The organism is Deltaproteobacteria bacterium, assembly GCA_021737785.1.
Classification (GTDB): Bacteria; Desulfobacterota; DSM-4660; order Desulfatiglandales; family Desulfatiglandaceae; genus AUK324.
In genome coordinates, this window is sequence record JAIPDI010000025.1 from 65233 (window position 1) to 84384 (window position 19152).

Genomic DNA, 19152 nt, shown 5'->3' on the forward strand with positions numbered 1-19152 from the left:
GATCAGGCTCCTGCCTTCCCTCTGGCCTTCTTCTCCCGTCCCTTGAGCACGGCCAGTCCGTAATCACAGCCTTTGTTGAAGGCAGTTGCGTTCATTTCCCCGGTTCCTTTGGGCACAGATTTCGTCACCGCATCGCGGGCCGCTTCCACAGAGACGGCCCCCGTGACAGCGGTAAAAAACCCCAGCATGATGATGTTGGCCATCATGATCCTTCCCAGCTCTTCGGCCATGCGTGAGGAGGGGATCGAGAAAAAATCTCCTGAAACCCCCTTGGGCTGAACCAGATCCTTGTCTATCAGCAGGGTCCCCCCCTCTTTCATCTGATCTATAAACTTGTCAAATCCGGCCTGGGACATGCATACCAGGACATCCGGCCTCCTCACATAGGGGTAATGGATGGCCTGATCGGCGATGATTACCTGGGCGCTGCACGCTCCGCCCCGGGCCTCGGGCCCGTAGGCCTGGACCAGGGTGCTCTGTCGGTGGTCTCCGATGACCGCGGCCTTGCCGAGGATACGGCCTGCCAGTACAATTCCCTGGCCGCCGAACCCGGTAAACACAATCTCCTGCCTTCGGGCATCCGTCTTCTGTTGAGTCATTGCTTCGGGCCCTTCACTTGTTCCAGCAACTCTTTGGGTCGGCATATGTTATCGTATCTGTCGGTACAGGTGGGACGTTCGGTTTCAATGAATTTGCCCAGGATGATCTTCTTGTCAAAATCGATATCCAGCTCCCACGGTTGGGCGTCGTTCCGGATGATGGTTCGTTCCTGGTAGATCTTCATGGAATCGATGGCCTTTTCCTTATTTCTCCGGCCGTAATTGATCGGGCAGGGGGAAAGGACTTCAACAAAGGAAAATCCCCTGTTCAAAAGGGCCTCCTCGATGGATTCCATAAGATCGCGGGCATGGAGAATCGTCCACCTGGCCACATAGCTGGCCCCGCATGCAAAGGCCAGGAGGGGGAGGTTAAACGGGGCATCCGGATTGCCCGCAGGCGTGGTGGTGGTCCTGGCCAACAAAGGCGTGGTGGCCGCCGCCTGACCTCCTGTCATTCCGTAATTAAAATTGTTGACGCACACCACCGTGAGGTCCACATTGCGCCGGGCCGCGTGGATGAAATGGTTGCCGCCTATGGCGAAGAGGTCTCCGTCGCCGCTGAACACCACCACATTGAGTTCGGGATTTGCCAATTTCATGCCGGTGGCAAACGGTATGGCCCTCCCGTGGGTGGTGTGATAGGAATCCAGATCCACATAGCCGGCGCCCCTCCCTGAGCAGCCGATCCCTGAAACCATGACCGTTTTTTCGAGGTCGATGCCGCTTTTCTTCATGGCGGTCAGACAGGCGGAAAACGCCGTACCGATACCGCATCCGGGACACCAGATATGGGGGATCCGGTCGGTCCGGAGGAGATCATCTAAAGGGTGCCTGTCCTGTTTTTTGGGGGGGTTCATAGGTATTCCTGGATCATAAAAGGTGCTTAAAGTGCCTTGAGTGAATGAAATAATAAATCTTCATCATTCGATGTTGAATGTTCGATGTTCTTCGCTCCCATATTTAAAAAAGGTCTTTCAATGCTTCTATGACGCGTTCGGGCGGAATAATGGTGCCCCCCGGATGCCCCACCAAAAAAGACGGGACCTTTCCGGCGGCGCATCTTTCAACTTCCAGGTGAATCTGGCCCAGGTTGAGTTCCACCGTTACGAACCCCTTGATACGCTTGGCCAGCTCACGTATCCGGGCCTCAGGGAAAGGCCATACCGTAATCAGCCGGAGGAGGCCCGCCTTGATTCCCTGTTCCCGCGCCTCATCCACGGCCGCCAGGGCGGTTCGTGCCGAAACCCCGTAAGAGACGATCACGATGTCTGCATCCTCGATCCGGTAGGCCTCCGTCCGAATGATATCATCGAGATTCCGCTGAATCTTCCCCACCAGCTGGTCCATCATCCATTCCTGGGCCTCGACGGTCATTACGGGATAGCCCCGCTGATCATGGGTAAGCCCTGTGACATGAATATGATATCCCTCGCCCGCAGAGGCCATGGGGGCGATGCCGTCGGGGCCCGGTTCGTAGGGATTGAAACGGTTCTTTCTCCCTTTTGGACGGGGCCTTGAGACCGTCCGGATGGTTTTCGCATCCGGTATGACCACCCGTTCGCTCAGGTGACCGATCATCTCATCGGTCATAATCAGGACGGGGATCCGGTAGGTCTCGCTCAGGTTAAATGCATCGATCGTCTGATAAAAGATTTCCTGGGGAGAGGACGGTGCCAGCGCGATGATCTCATAATGGCCGTGGGACCCCCACCGGGCCTGCATCATATCCCCCTGGGCCCCCTGGGTGGGAAGGCCAGTGGAAGGCCCGGCCCGTTGGACATTGACCAGAACACACGGGGTTTCCGTACAGATCGCCAGGCCCAGATTTTCCATCATGAGGCTGAAGCCGGGGCCCGAAGTGGCGGTCATGCTCTTGACGCCCGCACAGGAGGCCCCAATGACAGAGCCGATGGCGGCGATCTCGTCTTCCATCTGGATGAAAGTTCCCCCCACCTCCGGCAGCCTTCCCGAAATATGCTCGGCGATCTCCGTGGCAGGGGTGATCGGGTATCCGCCGAAAAACCGGCAGCCGGCGGCCAGAGCCCCCTCAGCGCAGGCTACATCGCCGGTCATGAAATGCTCGCCTGTGAGGACGGCCGGTCTCATACTGCCTCCCTTTCTTTCGGGGCGGACGGATCCATGGGGGCTTCAACCGAATAGATGGCAAACTCCGGGCAGATGATCTCGCAGAAATGGCAGTTCACGCACTCATCCGGCTTCTTGACGGCCGGAGGATGATAGCCCTTGGCGTTAAACCGGGTTGAAAATTCAAGGACATGCCGTGGGCAGAATTCGATGCAGTAACCACATCCCTTGCATCGATCTTCCAGGATATACACAATACCCGTGGTAATCTGAATCTCTTCCGAATCGAACGGAACCCGCCAGAATTCCATGGACCTTCTCTCATATCAGTACTTAATTAAACAACTCTAAGACTCCAAAGCTCATCGTTTATACGTTTTTGGGCGTTGGTGTCAAGATAAAAGATAGGTCAGTCGGAAAACTGGGAGAGACCGAAATATTTTTCATGGGGGTGTCCTAAAAATCAGCCTTTCTCAAGCCTTGTTGATTGTCCATCTCTTTGGTGGGAGTATCATAGGTTTCATTTTTATTCGGTTATCGCGAATCAAGAAAAAACAAGCTCCAAAAATTCAAATGCTACACACATCAGTTTTAGCTTGACTATTTTGTCATTTTCCTTTAAATGTTTGCATTAATCAATTAAAGTTTTTGATTAGGATGAGGTGAAATAGTCATGGTCTTTTTTGTCTATCCACCCTGGCATCTGCAACCTTTGCATCTGGTACGTAATCGATTTGACACGTGCGGTATCCCTACTCGCTTCTTGACGACTGAGGGTCCACTAAGTAGGCCGTGTATCTCTTTTCTTCCGGAATAAGCTTGGCACTGATTGCGGGTTTGTGGTTTTTACCAGTTCGAAAGGATTGAACCCGGATAAAAATAATACTCGATGGGAGCTCAAATTTATGGAGAGCAATAAAGCCATAAGAATTCCTGTAACTCAGGGGGATGCCCAGAATCCTTCAACAAATGTTGAACTGGAAGAGAAAAGAGCTCTTGTAAACGATAGAAATTCGGTCGACACTGTTTCAGAAGACGAATCTACCCCCGCACTCTGTTTATTCCGCCATGAAGACTTGGTCCACACCTTTGGGAATGCCAAAAAAATTGATAGAACCTCTCTGACCAATATACTCAACCGCATTCATTTTATGGATGGGAGTCTCTCCGTACAGCTACGACATCCCGAATATGATGAGAGTGTAACTGTAAAGATCAGGCCAAAGCCTTGCCTCGGCACGGAGCTGACCTGCCATTTTGCAGAGAATAGCTTCACTGGAACAGATTTCACGAAATATGAATTCCTTAATCTTATTATAGATGATTCCCAAATGGTAATATTTGTTCCTGCCGTCCTGCAGAGAGTGGGTAAGAAAGACTTCACCGTCCAGTTGCCTCAAGAAAGTTTTGCTGTCGATCAGCGACAGACAAAAAGGCACCTTTCCATAGGAGTAGAAGCTGAGGTGATAAAGGGAGGTCGCTTAATAAAGGGAGAATTGCTTGATTTCAGCGGCAAAGGATTCCGTATTGGTATGTCCCGCAGCCCTTCCAGCGCCTTTGACTGGTCACACAAGGGTATACTGACCCTGTTGCACTTAAGAAGAGACGGGCATCTCCTGTTTTCCGGCCTATGTTCCTGTCTCCGCCATCATGAAAGCCCATACTTCACAGAGGTTGTCCTGACTCCCTGTGATGATCAGGCCAACCGCTCTGACAGAAGGCAGACCAGAAATCCGGCAGAGAGTATCTTTACGACACCTGTTGTTAATTTCATCCATCCTTTTTTGGGGAAGGTTGTTGAATTCGATATTTCGGATATTTCAACTTCAGGATTTGCCGTATATGAAAAGTTGGATGAAGGGCTACTCATACAAGGAATGATCATCCCTGAGCTAACCATTGAGTTTGCCGGCGCCATACGAATAGGCTGTTCCGCCCAGGTCGTATATCGCTTGGAGGAAGCTGATAAAGGCATTCGTTCGGGCTTTGCCATTCTCGACATGAATATCGATTCCTACACCCGTCTGGTTCATATCCTGGCCAATTCGATAGACCCTTATTCCCGTATTTCCAACAAGGTGGACATGGATGCACTCTGGGAGTTCTTTTTTGACACAGGCTTTATTTATCCCAAGAAATACGGCCTTATCCAGTCTCAAAAGGAGAAATTTAAGCAAACCTATCAGAGGCTATACAATAATAGCCCGGAGATTGCGAGGCATTTTGTCTACCAGAAAAATGGGCGGCTTTTTGCTCATATTTCAATGGTAAGGGCCTACGAGCGTTCCTGGATGATTCATCATCATGCTGCAAGGAGCCTGGAAGGAAGAAGAGCCGGCTTTTCGGTGTTGAAACAGATCGTGCTCTATCTGAACGACATGCATCGGCTTCCCTCCACCATGATAGATTATATGATGGTTTATTTTCGTCCTGAAAACAAATTTCCGGACAGGGTATTCGGTGGATTTGCCAGGTCCCGAGAGAATGTAGGGGTGTGCTCGATGGACCTTTTTTGCTATCTGCCCTATACGGCCATCCCACTGATAACCAAGCTCCCGAATGGGTGGTGTCTCAACGAGTGCTCGGAGATGAATCTGTGGAAACTGAATCTCTTTTATCGCAAGCGTTCGGGTGGGCACCTTATGGACGCCCTCGGCATGGTTCAGAAAAGCCACAGTGACAAATCTTTGGAGGAAACATACGGACGCCTTGGCTTTTTGAGGAAATGGAAGGCATATTCGCTTGAATATCAGGGAGAACTTGCGGCTGTCCTGATCGTCAATCAATCGGATTTCGGGTTCAATCTTTCTGAATTGCTCAATGGCATTAAGGTGTTGCTCGTAAATCCGGAACACGCGTCCTGGGCCGTCCTTTCAACAGCCATTGGACAGCTGCTTATAAACCACCACATGGAAAAGGTATCCGTATTGTTTTTTCCTTCCGACGATGCACAGGCAAAGGATATCCCGTTCGAAAAGCATTATCAATTGTGGATCTATGATGCTCGTTTCGTTGATCAGTTTGTCCAATATATGAAAAGAAAATTCAGAATAAAGGATTGGTAGACGGCCCTCTCATGGACAACCATCCCCTATACAACAGCAGGATCATCAGGACCTACGTCGAATACCTCCAGAGAAATTATCCTGACATAGCAATCGATCCTATTTTGGACCTGGCAGGGATGACCGCCTCTGAAGTGCGGGATGGGGCCCACTGGTTTACGCAAAACCAGGTAGATCGCTTTTACAAGAGAGCGGAGTTGGAAACGGGGAACCCCAATATTGCCAGAGAGGCCGGACGGTTCTCAGCGTCAGCAGAAGGGCTTGGGGCCGCAAAACAGTACACTCTGGGCCTGATGAACCTGACATCTATTTATTTGTTGATGGGAAAACTTTATCCCCTCTTGAGTCGCGGAGCGGATGTCCAGGCAAAAAAGATCAAATCCAACAAGGTGGAAATCATCGTCATCCCTAAACAGGGTGTGGCTGAGAAGCCCCACCAGTGCGACAACCGGATCGGCTTCTTTGAGGCTATCGCGGAATTTTTGCACAAAACGCCCGCCAGGGTGGAACATCCTTCCTGTTTTCATAAAGGAGATAATTGCTGCCACTATATCGTCACCTGGGAAAGAAGCCCCGCCCACATATGGAAGCAGTTGAGGAACTATGGCTTTTTGGTTGGGATGACGGCGACTCCGGCACTCTTTTTTATCCTACACCCAAAGGCATGGGGTCTCTTTGTTCTGGTCGCAGGGCTTGTAACGGTCTCGTTTGCCTTTGTCTGCCTGTACCTTGAAAAAAGAGCCCTGATAGATACAGTAAAGGCCCAGGGTGATGCCGCCAAGGACCTTCTGGAAGAGACAAATATTCGTTATAACAATGCGATATTCGCTCAGGAGATCGGGCAGGCCATCTCGTCAGTCCTGGATATTGATGCGCTTATCAGAACGGTTGTTCGTGTAATGGAAAAGCGTCTTGATTTCGATCGCGGCATGATCATGACCCCAAACAAGCAAGAAACGCGACTTGTCTACAGGGGAGGTTACGGATATGAGCCTGGAATGGAAGAGGTGTTGACAACCACAGGGTTTCATCTGGACAACCCCCGTTCACGGGGGCCGGCCGCGGAGGCGTTTAAAAAACAAAAGCCGTTTCTGGTCAATGACATCTCTGAGATAGAGAAGACCCTTTCTGAAAAGAGCAGGGCGTTTGTCAGGCAAATGCTTACGCAGTCATTCATCTGCGTCCCTATCCTGTACGAACATAAATCCCTGGGCGTTATTATCGTGGACAACATACGGTCAAAAAGAACCTTCACCACCAGCGATATGAATCTCCTGATGAGCGTTGCCTCCCAGGCGGCCGTAAGTATGGCCAACGCCATTTCATTCCAAAAGCTTCAGGCGAGCGAAGAGAAGTACCGGACCATACTTGAAAGCATCGAAGAGGGCTACTTTGAGGTCGATCTTTCCGGAAATCTTACGTTCTTCAATGACTCGGTTTGCAAAATCCTCGGGTATGCTCACGGCGAGCTGAGGAATATGAACAACAGAGCGTACACGGATGCTGATACCGCATCCAAGATGTTTGGGATATTTAATGAAATATTTCGAACCGGCAGGCCGGCTACCATAATGGATTACCAGATAGTAAGAAAAGACGGGGGAAAAAGGGCTCTCGAGATCTCTGCCTACTTGATGAACGACCAGGAAGGAAAGCCGATCGGATTCAGGGGCGTAGTAAGGGATGTAACGGAGAAAAAACAGACGGAGGAGATGCGCCGGGCCAAATTGGCGGCAGAGGCTGCAAGCAGGGCAAAGAGCAGGTTCTTGGCCAATATGAGCCATGAGATACGGACCCCTTTGAACGGGATTATCGGCATGACCGAATTAGCCATGGCAACGGAGATGGATGGCAATCAGCGCAAAATTCTGGAGACATTACACGCAGAATCGGACGCTTTGTTGGGGATCATCAATGATATCCTTGACTTTTCAAAGATCGAGGCCGAAATGCTGGAACTGGAGGAAACCCCGTTTGATCTATCGGAAATGGTCGATTATCTGGTGAACAGCTTTGCACACAGGGCGACCCAAAAAGGTCTGGCAATCAGGGCCTCTATGGCGCCAGAGGTTCCCACCGGTGTCTCGGGCGATCCCGGGAGGCTGAGGCAGATTTTGACAAACCTTGTGGCCAATGCCCTCAAATTCACTGAAAAAGGGGGGATAACGATTGACATCAGCGTGGCCGAAGATCTTGGCGAGCAGGTCAAATTGCGTTTCTCCGTCACGGATACAGGTATCGGCATACCTGAGGACAAAAGGGATGCCATCTTTGAAAGCTTTACTCAGGCAGACAGTTCAACCACCAGAAAATATGGCGGAACCGGTCTTGGGATAACCATATCCAAGCAACTGGCGGAAATGATGGGGGGCGAGGTCGGGGTGGAGAGTGAGGTGGGGGCGGGAAGTCATTTTTGGTTTACCGCGGTGTTAGCCAGACAATCGATTGATGAGGCCGCCCGGATCAAAAGAGAAGCGGAAGAATTTGCCGATGAGGGGAATGTAAAAGACCTGAGAAAATCATCCAGGATACTGCTGGTGGAAGATTATCCAACGAATCAGGAGGTGGCAATGAGCCACCTGAGGGCCGCTGGTTATGATGTGGATTTAGCGGAGAACGGCCTCGAAGCGTTGGAACTATTTAAACAAAATATATACAGAGCCATCCTGATGGATGTGCAGATGCCTGTTATGGACGGATATGAGGCGACCCGCCAAATCAGGAAACTTGAGGCCCGGAGCAGACAGCTTCCATTTGATCATATGGCAGATGACGATCAACACTCCATTGCCGGCAACGCGGGGAGACAACTGTCAATCATCCATGGCCGATCATCCAGCCACAGGGTCCCCATTATTGCCATGACAGGACACGCCGTGGAAGGCTACCGGAAAGAATGCCTGGAAGCAGGCATGGATGATTATCTTTCCAAGCCATTGACAGGAAAGCATTTTCTGGCCATGGTGGATAAATGGACCGGCGCCCTTGCCAACAGCGAAGCCCGCGGCACAAGTCTTAAGCGCAAGACACAAAGCGGTTTAGAAATGAGCCATGAATCACGATTTCCTCAGACCTCCGACGACCTCCAAACAACCATCCCGCATGCGAGGGTTGAAAGAGGCACTCCAATGGATTTTGAGAAGACCTTGAATGAATTCGAGGGTGATAAAGCGCTTTTGATGGAAGTCTTAAAGGGTTTTGTGGTAAATGTCAAAGAGCAGATCAAGATCATCGGCCGTGCCCTACTGACTCAAGATGCCGAACGGGTGAGGAGAGAGGCCCACTCCATTAAGGGGGGGGCAGCTAATTTAAGGGCTGACCAACTTTCCAGGATCGCATTTGAGCTGGAAAAGATAGGTAAATCAGGCGAATTGGAGCAGGGAATCGACGTCCTTGAAAGGCTCCAGACAGAGCTTGCTGAATTGGAGAAATTAGCGAGCATCCTGTAAATAGAGAAAAGTATCTGAGCATCTCTTATGAAAATATTGATAGTGGATGATGAACTGGTAAGCCGGAAAAAAATGGACTTGCTCGTCACGAGTTTGGGTTATGAGACGCTCATTGCCAATGACGGACTCGAGGGTTGGGAAATCTGGAAGCGTGAGAGGCCCAGGATGGTGATTACCGATTGGATGATGCCGCGCATGGACGGGCTGGAGCTTTGCAGGAAAATTCGAGAGGCGGAAGGGAGTCAATATATCTACTTAATCATGGTAACCTCGAGAGAGGATGTCAATGATCTTGTTGTGGGTATGGACGCAGGGGCGGACGATTTCATCACAAAGCCCTTTGTTAAGGAAGAACTGGCCGTAAGGATACGATCAGGAGAGCGAATCTCGAGTTTTGAGACCAGAGATATCGTAATTTTCTCTCTGGCCAGGCTGGTTGAGTCACGGGATTTGGAAACAGGCCATCACCTGGAACGGATAAGACACTATTCCAAGACCCTAGCCCTGGCCTTGTCCAAATCGGACAATCCTCCAGAAGAGATAGATGGGCTGTTTCTGGACAATATTTTTCTGACAAGTCCGCTGCACGACATCGGAAAAATAGGCATTCCCGATCATATATTGCTTAAGCCGGGCCGGCTCGATGATAGGGAATTTGAAGTTATGAAACGACATAGCAAGATCGGATTTGACACCCTTCACGAGGCCCTGGGGAAATATCCGAAGGCGGATTATCTCCGTATGAGCGCTCATATCGCACGGTCTCATCATGAGAAATTTGACGGCACCGGGTATCCTGATGGCCTAAAAGGAGAGGAAATTCCGCTTTCCGCACGTATCGTGGCATTGGCCGACGTTTATGACGCTCTCGTCAGCAAGAGAATTTATAAGCATGCCTATAAACATGACGTGGCCAAGGCGATCATCGAGAGTGAAAGCGGAAAACATTTCGATCCACGGGTGGCGGATGCCTTCTTGATGTGTGAGAGAGAATTTATCGAAATTCTTAAGCGATTTTCCGAAGGCGCATAATAGCTTTCTCCCCTTGCCGAGGACCAAAGAGGGGGATTTACGTGAACCACCTTGGCTTATTATAAGTCATTAAACTTCGGGCATCATCACATTAAAATATAAGCCTGACGCTGATGCCTGGGTGACTCACAGCGCTTTGAAGCGAGCCTCACAATATGGCCTTGATGGATTCAGGGGTGCTCATGTCATTAGACATGGCCAGTTCATGAATCCGAAAGGAATTTCTAACATAGCTGAAGACCTGGTTATAGTCAAAAGATGCATTGACCTGCTGGTAATAGTCGAACAAGATCCTCTTTGGGGTATATCGTTTAAAGGGGCACTCCACCTGGGAGAGGGGAAGTCCGTGTTTTGTCACTGTCTGGAGAATTTCCTGATTGTTATACTTCAACAGGGGCTTAAAGACCGTTAATCCGTTCTTGAGCTGAGTTACAGGATAAAATCGATGGGACGTTACCAGCATCCTTTGCTCATGCTCTGCCGTGCTCTGCACATTGTAAACACCCTCAACCAGGTACTCGATCGAGTAGCTTACCAAATCCCACAGGGAAAAACTCAAGATTACAACAATATCGCGCAACTCATACTCAAGGACTTTTAGGTGGCTTAAGAGGCGAGTACGTTTCATGCTGTGACATAGGGGGCAAGGATTTTCTCCCCGGAGTTGGGCCTTAGAAAGTAGTTCGTCCGAGGCGTCGACTTCGTGCCACTTGATTTCCACACCCTGATTGCGCCAGTAGGTGTCGAGTTTTTCCACCTCCGCATCCGGATACACCTGCAACGGGTACCGTCCCGTGCTCGTCTCAAAGGAAAACCCGAATTCCCGGGATGCCTTCAGGAGCATCCATAGGATGACGGAGCTGTCTTTACCCCCGGTAAACAGCATGAGCACTTTTTTGTGCGGGAAGGTTGCCAGCAGCGGTGCGTGTTCCTGTTTCCACTTTTCGTAGTCCAGCGTCATAGACCTTCTCCTTTATGACCTTTTAGGCTCGGGTTTTTTCCCTGTGCAAATCATCAGCGGCGTGTAGGTGAACCGCCTCGGATCGTGAAAGAAGGCAGTGAAGTCCTCCAGGAACCCGTCATAGCCCCCGGGATAGGCCTCGAAGTTCTTGCGCGCTTTTACCGATGCCATCTCGACCTTCTTGATCCAGTTGAAATCGTCGCTGTCTCTGAGGTTGCCGTAGATCAGATGGTGGGGAATCATGTTTACCTCGATGTCCCTGAAGGCTTGATCGTAGAGATAGGCATAGAGCTTCCTGCCGACGTAAGGGTCGAAATTGTATGATTCCATCATCTTGTTTACAAGTATCTGGAGGGTCCTCTCCATCTCGGCCTTGATGGGATAGTGGCTCAGGCAATTGTAATCGAGATCCAGCAGGCACAAGATTCCCTCCGGGGCGAGGCTGCCCGCTACCGTGGCGATAATGTCCTGGGCCCCTTCCCGGTAGTGCTCCAGCACGAATCGCATCCAGACGAAATCGAACTGCCCGAGTTCGTCCAAGGGCTCCCTCAGGTCCATAAGGCGGAATTCGATGCCCGGCTCCCCCCCATAGTTGTTCTGCGCAAAGCTGATTCGGTCCTGGGCGAAATCCACGCCAACAATGGTCCCTCCCGGCTGGATCATGTCGTGGAGAACCGCGGTGGTCTTTCCGGACCCGCAGCCGGCATCCAGCACCCGTGCGCCGGCGCGGATACCGCAGAGCTGCGCCTGCCTCCTAACGGCATCGGGATCGGTCTTTATGTCGAGCCGGATCGCCTCGTCCGGATTCTCCATGAGATAGGCAGCTTCTTTCCTCATATCATGTCTCTCTGGGAAGTTTCCCACCGCACCCTATCACGGAATTCCTAAAAGACAAAAGAAATTCAGACTTCCCCTTATCTGACCCACGTGTTACCTTCCTCATACACCCGTGTATTCTCAGCTTCCTGATCCGCCGCGAGCCCACTTTGGCCTTCTACTGCGCACTCGGCCATGAGCGCTTCCTCAACCCATGTAGGAATTCGTCGCGCCTCATTCACAAGATCCCTTAGCTTTATGGGCTGTGCCGGATGGCCCAACCTGCCCAACCTTGTTCCATCTCGCGCAGCTCGATATTCCGCCAATGATAGACTTTTGAATGGCAGTAATACCTGGGAGCCTTGGCCTATTCATCGGATATACTCCCGGGCGTACCTTCTGACGTGATGGCCGTCCAAGACGTGGAACTGGCGGATGTTCTTTAGTGTTACCGGGGAAAAAGTACCGATGGGAAGATAGATGATCCGTTTTCCCAGACGTGCGGCCATGCTTTGACACCATCCTGAAGGGGGGCTGGCCGCCACGTAGACCACATGCCGCTCCAGGCTGTAATCGAGGGCGGCCATGAGGAGCCTTTCCGGCTTGTTCCGGGCAAACTGAAAGAAGGGGTCCCTCCAGATGTCATAGACCCTCAGGGGCGGATAGGAAAGCATGAAGCCCCCGTACTGGCACCTGGAGATGCCGGGACCGTCCATGATTTCGCCGGCCGGGGTGCTGTAAAAGGCCATGTCCGATTCCTGTGTGTGCTCCCCCAGCCATGTGACGCACCACGGAAACTCCTCCCTGCCGTCCGCGTCTGCGTAATCGGGATCAAAGATGACGACCACCGAGCCCACCTTCCCCTTAACCGGCCGCTCTTCCCTCACATAGATGGTGCCCCCACTGACCCACTCCCGGATCGTCTCCCGGATATCCAGGCCGTCCAGCAGGGAGGAGGAAAATGGTTCGATCCGGGTATTCTCCTCGGTCTTGATCTCAAGGGCCTTCTTTCTCAGGCGGTGGCCGTACCCTTCCACGGCCACATCCTCGGGCGGGTAGGAGCAGATGGAGATTCCCTTGAAATCCTTGCGCCATTCTCCGGGACGACGCTCCCGCCGCTTCTTCCGGACCGGGACAGGCACCAGGCGCGTGCGCAGGGTCTTCATCTGGCGGTGGAACCGGATCCGTTTCTGATCCAGGAAGAGATCCTCTCCCTCCAGACGGAGCACCGGCAGCCCGGGTTCTTCGGTCTGCCAGGGATAATCGCTCCCTTTTTCCCAGACTTCATAGGCGAAATTATCATCCACGGCCCCCCGGGCTGCGACGATGAGCTGATAGAAACTGGGGACCAGATTCCCTGTGAGGAGTGCATAATTCCTGGCAAACCGGTTCAGAATGCGGATCTGACTGCGGCCAAGGGTTTCCTTGGTGGTCTTCCAATATTTTTCTTTTGCAGTACGGAGCAAATCCATCTGGATCTTGAGTCTGTCCACTTCCATGGGTCCGGATCTGCCGCGCTCATAGGCCGCTGCGAGATACGGCATCTCGCCCATGATTTCCCTGCTGGAATCCCCGTGGAGGTGGGCAAGATCTACCCCTTTTCGCACTCTTCGGCCGATGACCTGGGTCTGGGGCTGATTGAGGCAATGGAGTATCCTGCGGGCATGGGAGAGCCCGCACACCAAAAGAACCCTTTCGCCGGTCTCGGCCAGTTGCTGGAGGTGGTAGGCCATGGTCTTTTCGCGGAGGAGGTCGTCAGGGGAGGCCGGATCATCTCGTTCGGTCTCCATAACCACCCGGCAGTATGCGGAATGGCCGATCTTTGTGACGGCGTAAGCGTCGGGCATGGGGGAAAAATCAGGGAGATAGCCTTCCGTGTCCCGGTCCACAAAATAGACAGGGAGTCCGGCTGAAAGGCCCAATCGGATGGCCTCCACCTGGCCGTCGGTCGGTTCCAGCGGGAGATAAACAAAGGCGCCGTCCGATTCCTCATAGGTGACGACCGACAGGAGCGGGAGCCGCCGAACGCCGGCAAGAATTTTCTCCTTCAGTGTGTCGGGATATTCAACGGCCACATGGTGAGGCTTGAAGGCGTCAAAGACCTTTCTCACCTCCAGTGCGAATTCCACCCGGTTGTGGAGGATTGGAACCATCCGGATCTGATTCCATTGCAGATCATTCCTCCGGGTCGCTGTCATCCATCAACTCCTTGAAATATGCGGATGCGGCATCGTCCAGGATCATGGATGCCGCTTCTTTCAGGTACAACGCCTGTGTCTCTGGGCCTGACCCGGGCACCCCATGATTTGTACCTGCCAGTCGTTTCAGTGCATAGCGGGCGATGTTGATCCCGTCCCTGACCGAATAGCGTTCATCGGCCTCGTGGGCCGCCTGGAGAAATTCCACCACATATTCGAGGATCTCTTCATTTGCAAAAGGGAGATTGCTCTTGAGAATCAGGAGTTCCTCGTCTCTTTCGGGAAAATCAATATGAATCTGCGGCTGGAGTCTCGAGTGGATATACTCAGGGAGTTCGAACGTGCTGGCGTCATCGTTCATGGTTGTGCAGAGGCGAAATTCGGGATGGGCCTTGATTTTGATCCCGGCCACAATGGATTCCACATACCGCCTGCTGTCAAGGAGAGGGGCAAGGGAGGCCCAGCTCTTTTCGCTCATCCGGTTGCCCTCGTCAATGATCGCCACCCCCCCCGTGATCATGGCAGAGACCACTGAGCTGGCCGTATATTTGATCTTTCCGTTTTCCGATATGACCGGCGTGACGATCAGGTCTTCGGGTCGGGTGTCCATGGTGGCCTGAAACAGATAGACCGGCCGATTCAAGGCCTTGCCGGCATGATAGGCCAAGGTCGTTTTTCCAACGCCCGGCCTCCCCACCAGCCGTGGGCTGAGGGGCAGATCCTCATTACCGATGACCAGCCAGGCAGCCTGGACCTGTGTGATGAGCTCCTGCTGGCCCACCCACCGCATCGGCACCTCATCCGGTTCGCTCAGGTGGAGTTCCACATTGTCGATGATTATTTTTTCCAAACGCTTTCAGCCTCCTCGGTTCAAAGATAGCAGCTCTTTACATTATATATATTTTTTTTGCAAAGGGGATACAACTGTGATAAAAATACGAAAATGAAGCCAAGCAGGTGGGATGACGCCTATGCCCGCCGGGCCAGGGACGAAAAGTGGCTTGCCCGGTCCGTCTATAAGCTACAGGAAATCGACAGCAGATTCAAGCTGATCAAGAGGGGGAGCCGTATCCTCGATCTGGGGTGCTATCCGGGTTCATGGTGCCAGTACGCCCTCGGCAGAACAGGGCCCGGCGGGGAAGTGGTGGGGATCGATCTGAAACGGCCGGATCATCTGTCGGCCCGGGAGTTTCGGTTTATCGAGATGGATGTGATGGCCCTGGAGATCGACTGGCTGGTCCGGGAGATTTCGCCAAGGGATGTGGTCATGAGCGATCTGGCCCCTTCCACCACGGGAATTCGGGCTACGGATGAGAGTCGGTCTCTTGCCCTGGCAGGAAGGGCGGTCGAAATTGCCGGTGCGCTCCTTAAAAGCGGGGGGCATTTTGTATGCAAAATTTTCGAGGGAGAGGATCTGAACCGGTTCAAAGAAGAGGTTTCCGGCCGTTTCAGACAGGCCCGCCTCTTCAGGCCGAAGGCCACCCGCAAGCGGAGCAGGGAGGTCTATCTGGTGGGACAGGACTGGAGGGATTGAGAATTTGAGAAATTTGGGGATTTAGGGGTTTAGGAATTGAGAATTGGGGGATTCAGGCCCTTGCCTGCAATCCGGCAAAAAAACAAGAAAATTTCTTTGCGTCTTTGCGCGAGGCATTTTTTCCGGGGGGGGATATGTCAGGTCATTCAAAATGGAGTTCCATAAAGCACAAGAAGGGGGCCGCCGACGCCAGGAGGGGCAAGATTTTTACCAAGCTGATCAAGGAGATCACAGTGGCTGCGCGCATGGGCGGTGGAGATCCCGACGGGAATCCCCGGCTTCGGACGGCCATAGCCGCGGCCAAGGCGGAAAACATGCCCAAGGAGAACATCGATCGAGGTATAAAAAAAGGGACCGGGGAGCTGGAAGGGGTCACCTATGAGGAGGCCGGTTATGAGGGGTATGGACCGGGCGGGGTCGCCGTGCTGATCGAATGTCTCACGGATAACAAGAACCGGACCGTGGCGGATATCAAGCACCTGTTCGAACGGCATGGGGGTAACCTGGGCGAGCCAGGGTGCGTCTCCTATCTGTTCGTGCAGAAGGGGGTGATCTCCTTTGAAAAAGACCAGGTAGATGAGGAAGCGCTTTTTAATCTGGCATTGGAGGCCGGGGCCGAAGATGTGAATGAAGAAGAGACTGAGTTCGAGGTCATTACCACCCCGTCCAATTTTGAAAAAGTCAAAGCGGCCGTGGATGCGGCCGGTCTCTCCTACACCTATTCAGAGGTAACCAAGATTCCCAAAACCACCGTCAAGGTGGAGGGCAAAAAAGCACAGCAGATGGTGAGCCTCATGCAGGGCCTTGAAGACCATGACGACGTATCCCATGTATACGCCAATTTTGATATCCCCGAAGATGTCATGGAGGCCCTGGGCTGATGCTGGTGCTGGGGGTAGATCCCGGCTCGAGGATAACCGGCTACGGCCTGGTGGAAAAAAAAGATCATGACGTGAGATGTGTTCATTCCGGTCTTATCCAGCCCCCCGGCAAGGCCCCGTTCTATCAGAGAATCTACACCATATTTGAATCCATGATAGAGATCATGGGCCATTACCAGCCACAGGAGATGGCCATTGAAGACCTCTTCTATGCCAAAAACATCCAGAGTTCGCTCAAGCTGGGACATGCCAGGGGGGCCGTGCTCATTGCCGCAGTGAAATGCAACATTCCGATTTTTGAATATTCCCCCTTAGAGATCAAGAAGTCGGTCGTGGGGTACGGCCGGGCCGATAAAGAGCAGGTGAGGTCAATGATTCAGGTGATTTTGCGAATCAGGGAGGCATTGCCCCTGGATACCTCGGATGCCCTGGCCGCCGCCATCTGCCATATCAATTGGTCGCGGTTCGAAGCGGTGAAACGATGATCGCTCATTTAAACGGGGTCCTGCTCGCCAAAACACCGCAGTCGATCATCATCGATGTCGGGGGTGTGGGATACCAGGCCGTGGTCCCGCTGTCCACCTTTTACGCCCTCCCTGAGACGGAGGAAAGGGTCGGCCTCCTCATCTATACTCATGTGAGGGATGATGCCCTGACGCTGTTCGGCTTCCATACCAGGCTTGAGAAGGACCTGTTCCTGATGCTCATCTCGGTATCGGGCATCGGACCGAAACTGGCCATCAATGTGCTGTCGGGCATCGGCCCCCAGGACCTGTTGGGTGCCATTGCCAAGGGAGATGCCCTGCGGCTTCAAGCGATTCCGGGGGTGGGGAAGAAGACCGCGGAACGAATGGCCCTGGAGTTGAAAGATCGTGCATCCAAGGCCCTCGGAGACGGGGACATGCCCCGGGTCGCGGCGCCCCAGGGGGAGGAACGGCGCATCATGGATGACGCCCTTTCCGCCCTGGTTAACCTGGGCTATTCCACCAAATCGGCCAGAATGGCCGTGGACAAGGCCCAGGCCCGGATCGGCGAGTTGACCCTGGAGGGACTGATTCGGGAGGCCTTGAGAACGCTGTCGTGACGGTGAGACAATGGAAGAACGAATCATAGACCCTGAACCGTTTTCAGAGGAACTTCCGGCAGAGATCAGTCTCCGGCCCCGAACCCTTGACGAATATATCGGTCAGGAGGAGATGAAGCGGAATCTCAGGGTCTTTATCGAGGCCGCCAGAGGACGTGCCGAGGCCCTGGACCATGTGCTGTTCCATGGGAGCCCCGGTCTTGGCAAGACTTCCCTTGCCCATATCATCGCCAACGAACTGGATGTGAACATCAAGAGCACCTCCGGACCGGTTATCGAGAAATCGGGAGACCTGGCCGCCATCCTGACCAGCCTTCAACCGAGGGATGTGCTGTTTATCGATGAGATCCACCGCCTCAACCATGTGGTGGAAGAGGTCCTCTATCCGGCCATGGAGGACTATGAGCTGGATATTATTATCGGCCAGGGCCCTTCGGCAAGGACCATGAAGATTCCCTTGCCTCAGTTTACCCTGGTGGGAGCCACCACGCGGACCGGCCTCCTGACCCCGCCGTTGAGAGACCGGTTCGGGGTGATCCTCCGGGTGGAGTTCTACGGTCCAGAGGAGCTGCGTCAGATCGTCATCCGCTCGGCCGCGCTCCTCAAGATACCGATTCGGGAGGCGGGGGCGCTTGAGATCGCCAAAAGGGCCCGGGGGACACCCAGGGTGGCCAACCGGCTCCTTCGACGGGTACGGGATTTTGCAGAGGTGGAGGCGGACGGGGTGATTACCCGGGAAGTGGCAGACCAAGCCCTGGATATGCTGGAGGTTGATGATCAGGGCCTTGACAAGATGGACCGCCACATCATGCACACCATTATCGAGAAATTCGACGGCGGACCCATCGGCCTGAACAGTCTTTCAGCGGCTGTGAGCGAGGAAAAGGACACGCTGGAAGACGTGTATGAGCCGTTTTTGATTCAGCGCGGCTATATCAAACGAACGGCCCAGGGCCGTGTGGCTACCCGGAGGGCCTATCTCCATCTCGGGCTGGAAAAAAAGGGCCTGGGCGGCGGGGCACAGAAAAAACTCTTCAGTTAAAAAGCCGGTTTTGTCGTCGTAATAGGGCCGCCGTCTTTTGCTCTCGACATGAACCCGTTGCCGCTTTAACATGACTGCCCACGGCCGGGGATGGGCCGCCAAGATCCCGTGATCTAATCTCAAAATCCGGCAGCGTGCCGCCCTCAGCCCAGGCGGGTGCGTGCTGATGCCTCCTGACGGAAGACCTCCAGGAAGACCAAACCGTTGGGGATGTCCAGGTGGTCAACCCGTTTCATCGCTCCCCAGAAAATGTAATAGTGAAACCTTAAAACCTTACAGCGTTATATATTGAAAAAGCAATGGGTTAGCTTCCCAAATGTTAGTATAGAAAAAAAATTCTTAATAGCTATGCAAAAGAAAAACCTCCTGTTAAGGTAAAACAATTTTTCCCAAAAATGTTAACTTA

16 protein-coding genes are annotated in these 19152 nt (G+C 52.8%); 8 read left to right on the forward strand and 8 right to left on the reverse strand.

What is annotated here, in order from left to right; genetic code table 11:
- Nucleotides 1-2 precede the first annotated feature (2 nt).
- The 4 genes from K9N21_13585 to K9N21_13600 all read right to left on the reverse strand — a co-directional run bounded on the left by K9N21_13585 (nt 3) and on the right by K9N21_13600 (nt 2995).
- Nucleotides 3-599: a 2-oxoacid:acceptor oxidoreductase family protein gene (locus K9N21_13585; GenBank protein ID MCF8144942.1), complete on the reverse strand. Its 597-nt coding sequence runs from the start codon at nt 597-599 to the stop codon at nt 3-5.
- The gene (locus K9N21_13590) at nt 596-1456 is read right to left on the reverse strand and encodes a 2-oxoacid:ferredoxin oxidoreductase subunit beta (protein MCF8144943.1); all 861 of its coding nucleotides are present in this window, start codon (nt 1454-1456) and stop codon (nt 596-598) included. The genes K9N21_13585 and K9N21_13590 overlap by 4 nt, the downstream gene beginning before the upstream one ends.
- A gap of 103 nt (nt 1457-1559) precedes the next feature.
- On the reverse strand, nt 1560-2705 hold the full coding sequence (locus K9N21_13595; GenBank protein MCF8144944.1) for a 2-oxoacid:acceptor oxidoreductase subunit alpha: 1146 nt from the start codon (nt 2703-2705) through the stop codon (nt 1560-1562).
- Nucleotides 2702-2995 carry a ferredoxin family protein gene (locus tag K9N21_13600; GenBank protein MCF8144945.1) on the reverse strand — a complete coding sequence of 98 codons (294 nt, stop codon included), beginning with the start codon at nt 2993-2995 and terminating at the stop codon, nt 2702-2704. Before K9N21_13600 ends, K9N21_13595 begins: the two co-directional genes overlap by 4 nt.
- Nucleotides 2996-3589: 594 nt before the next feature.
- Here K9N21_13600 and K9N21_13605 point away from each other — a divergent pair.
- Genes K9N21_13605 through K9N21_13615 form a run of 3 tightly spaced genes read left to right on the forward strand, consistent with a single transcriptional unit; the run spans nt 3590 to nt 10230 of the window.
- Nucleotides 3590-5749: a hypothetical protein gene (locus tag K9N21_13605; protein MCF8144946.1), complete on the forward strand. Its 2160-nt coding sequence runs from the start codon at nt 3590-3592 to the stop codon at nt 5747-5749.
- An 11-nt stretch (nt 5750-5760) separates the two neighbouring features.
- A complete protein-coding gene (locus K9N21_13610) occupies nt 5761-9198 on the forward strand; it encodes a PAS domain S-box protein (protein MCF8144947.1) in 3438 nt (1145 codons plus the stop codon).
- A gap of 27 nt (nt 9199-9225) precedes the next feature.
- Nucleotides 9226-10230 carry a response regulator gene (locus K9N21_13615; GenBank protein ID MCF8144948.1) on the forward strand — a complete coding sequence of 335 codons (1005 nt, stop codon included), beginning with the start codon at nt 9226-9228 and terminating at the stop codon, nt 10228-10230.
- Nucleotides 10231-10378: 148 nt separating this feature from the next.
- Here K9N21_13615 and K9N21_13620 read toward each other — a convergent pair whose 3' ends face one another.
- From K9N21_13620 to K9N21_13635, 4 genes are all read right to left on the reverse strand, one after another.
- Nucleotides 10379-11191 carry a phosphoadenosine phosphosulfate reductase family protein gene (locus tag K9N21_13620; GenBank protein MCF8144949.1) on the reverse strand — a complete coding sequence of 271 codons (813 nt, stop codon included), beginning with the start codon at nt 11189-11191 and terminating at the stop codon, nt 10379-10381.
- 12 nt (nt 11192-11203) lie between these two features.
- Nucleotides 11204-12028 (reverse strand): class I SAM-dependent methyltransferase, encoded by an 825-nt coding sequence (locus tag K9N21_13625; protein ID MCF8144950.1) that lies wholly within the window; start codon nt 12026-12028, stop codon nt 11204-11206.
- Nucleotides 12029-12378: 350 nt separating this feature from the next.
- Nucleotides 12379-14205 carry a hypothetical protein gene (locus K9N21_13630; protein ID MCF8144951.1) on the reverse strand — a complete coding sequence of 609 codons (1827 nt, stop codon included), beginning with the start codon at nt 14203-14205 and terminating at the stop codon, nt 12379-12381.
- Nucleotides 14183-15055, reverse strand: a complete 873-nt coding sequence (locus K9N21_13635; protein MCF8144952.1) for an AAA family ATPase — start codon at nt 15053-15055, stop codon at nt 14183-14185. The genes K9N21_13630 and K9N21_13635 overlap by 23 nt, the downstream gene beginning before the upstream one ends.
- 93 nt (nt 15056-15148) lie before the next feature.
- On the opposite strand from K9N21_13635, the gene K9N21_13640 reads away from it, so the two are divergent.
- The 5 genes from K9N21_13640 (at nt 15149) to ruvB (ending at nt 18746) form a co-directional block, all read left to right on the forward strand.
- The gene (locus tag K9N21_13640) at nt 15149-15739 is read left to right on the forward strand and encodes an RlmE family RNA methyltransferase (protein MCF8144953.1); all 591 of its coding nucleotides are present in this window, start codon (nt 15149-15151) and stop codon (nt 15737-15739) included.
- A gap of 134 nt (nt 15740-15873) precedes the next feature.
- On the forward strand, nt 15874-16620 hold the full coding sequence (locus K9N21_13645) for a YebC/PmpR family DNA-binding transcriptional regulator (protein ID MCF8144954.1): 747 nt from the start codon (nt 15874-15876) through the stop codon (nt 16618-16620).
- Nucleotides 16617-17105: a crossover junction endodeoxyribonuclease RuvC gene (gene ruvC, locus K9N21_13650; GenBank protein ID MCF8144955.1), complete on the forward strand. Its 489-nt coding sequence runs from the start codon at nt 16617-16619 to the stop codon at nt 17103-17105. Before K9N21_13645 ends, ruvC begins: the two co-directional genes overlap by 4 nt.
- Entirely contained in the window at nt 17102-17704 is a 603-nt protein-coding gene (gene ruvA, locus K9N21_13655; protein MCF8144956.1) for a Holliday junction branch migration protein RuvA, read from the forward strand. Before ruvC ends, ruvA begins: the two co-directional genes overlap by 4 nt.
- Before the next feature lie 10 nt (nt 17705-17714).
- On the forward strand, nt 17715-18746 hold the full coding sequence (ruvB, locus tag K9N21_13660) for a Holliday junction branch migration DNA helicase RuvB (GenBank protein ID MCF8144957.1): 1032 nt from the start codon (nt 17715-17717) through the stop codon (nt 18744-18746).
- The last annotated feature ends 406 nt before the right edge of the window (nt 18747-19152 follow it).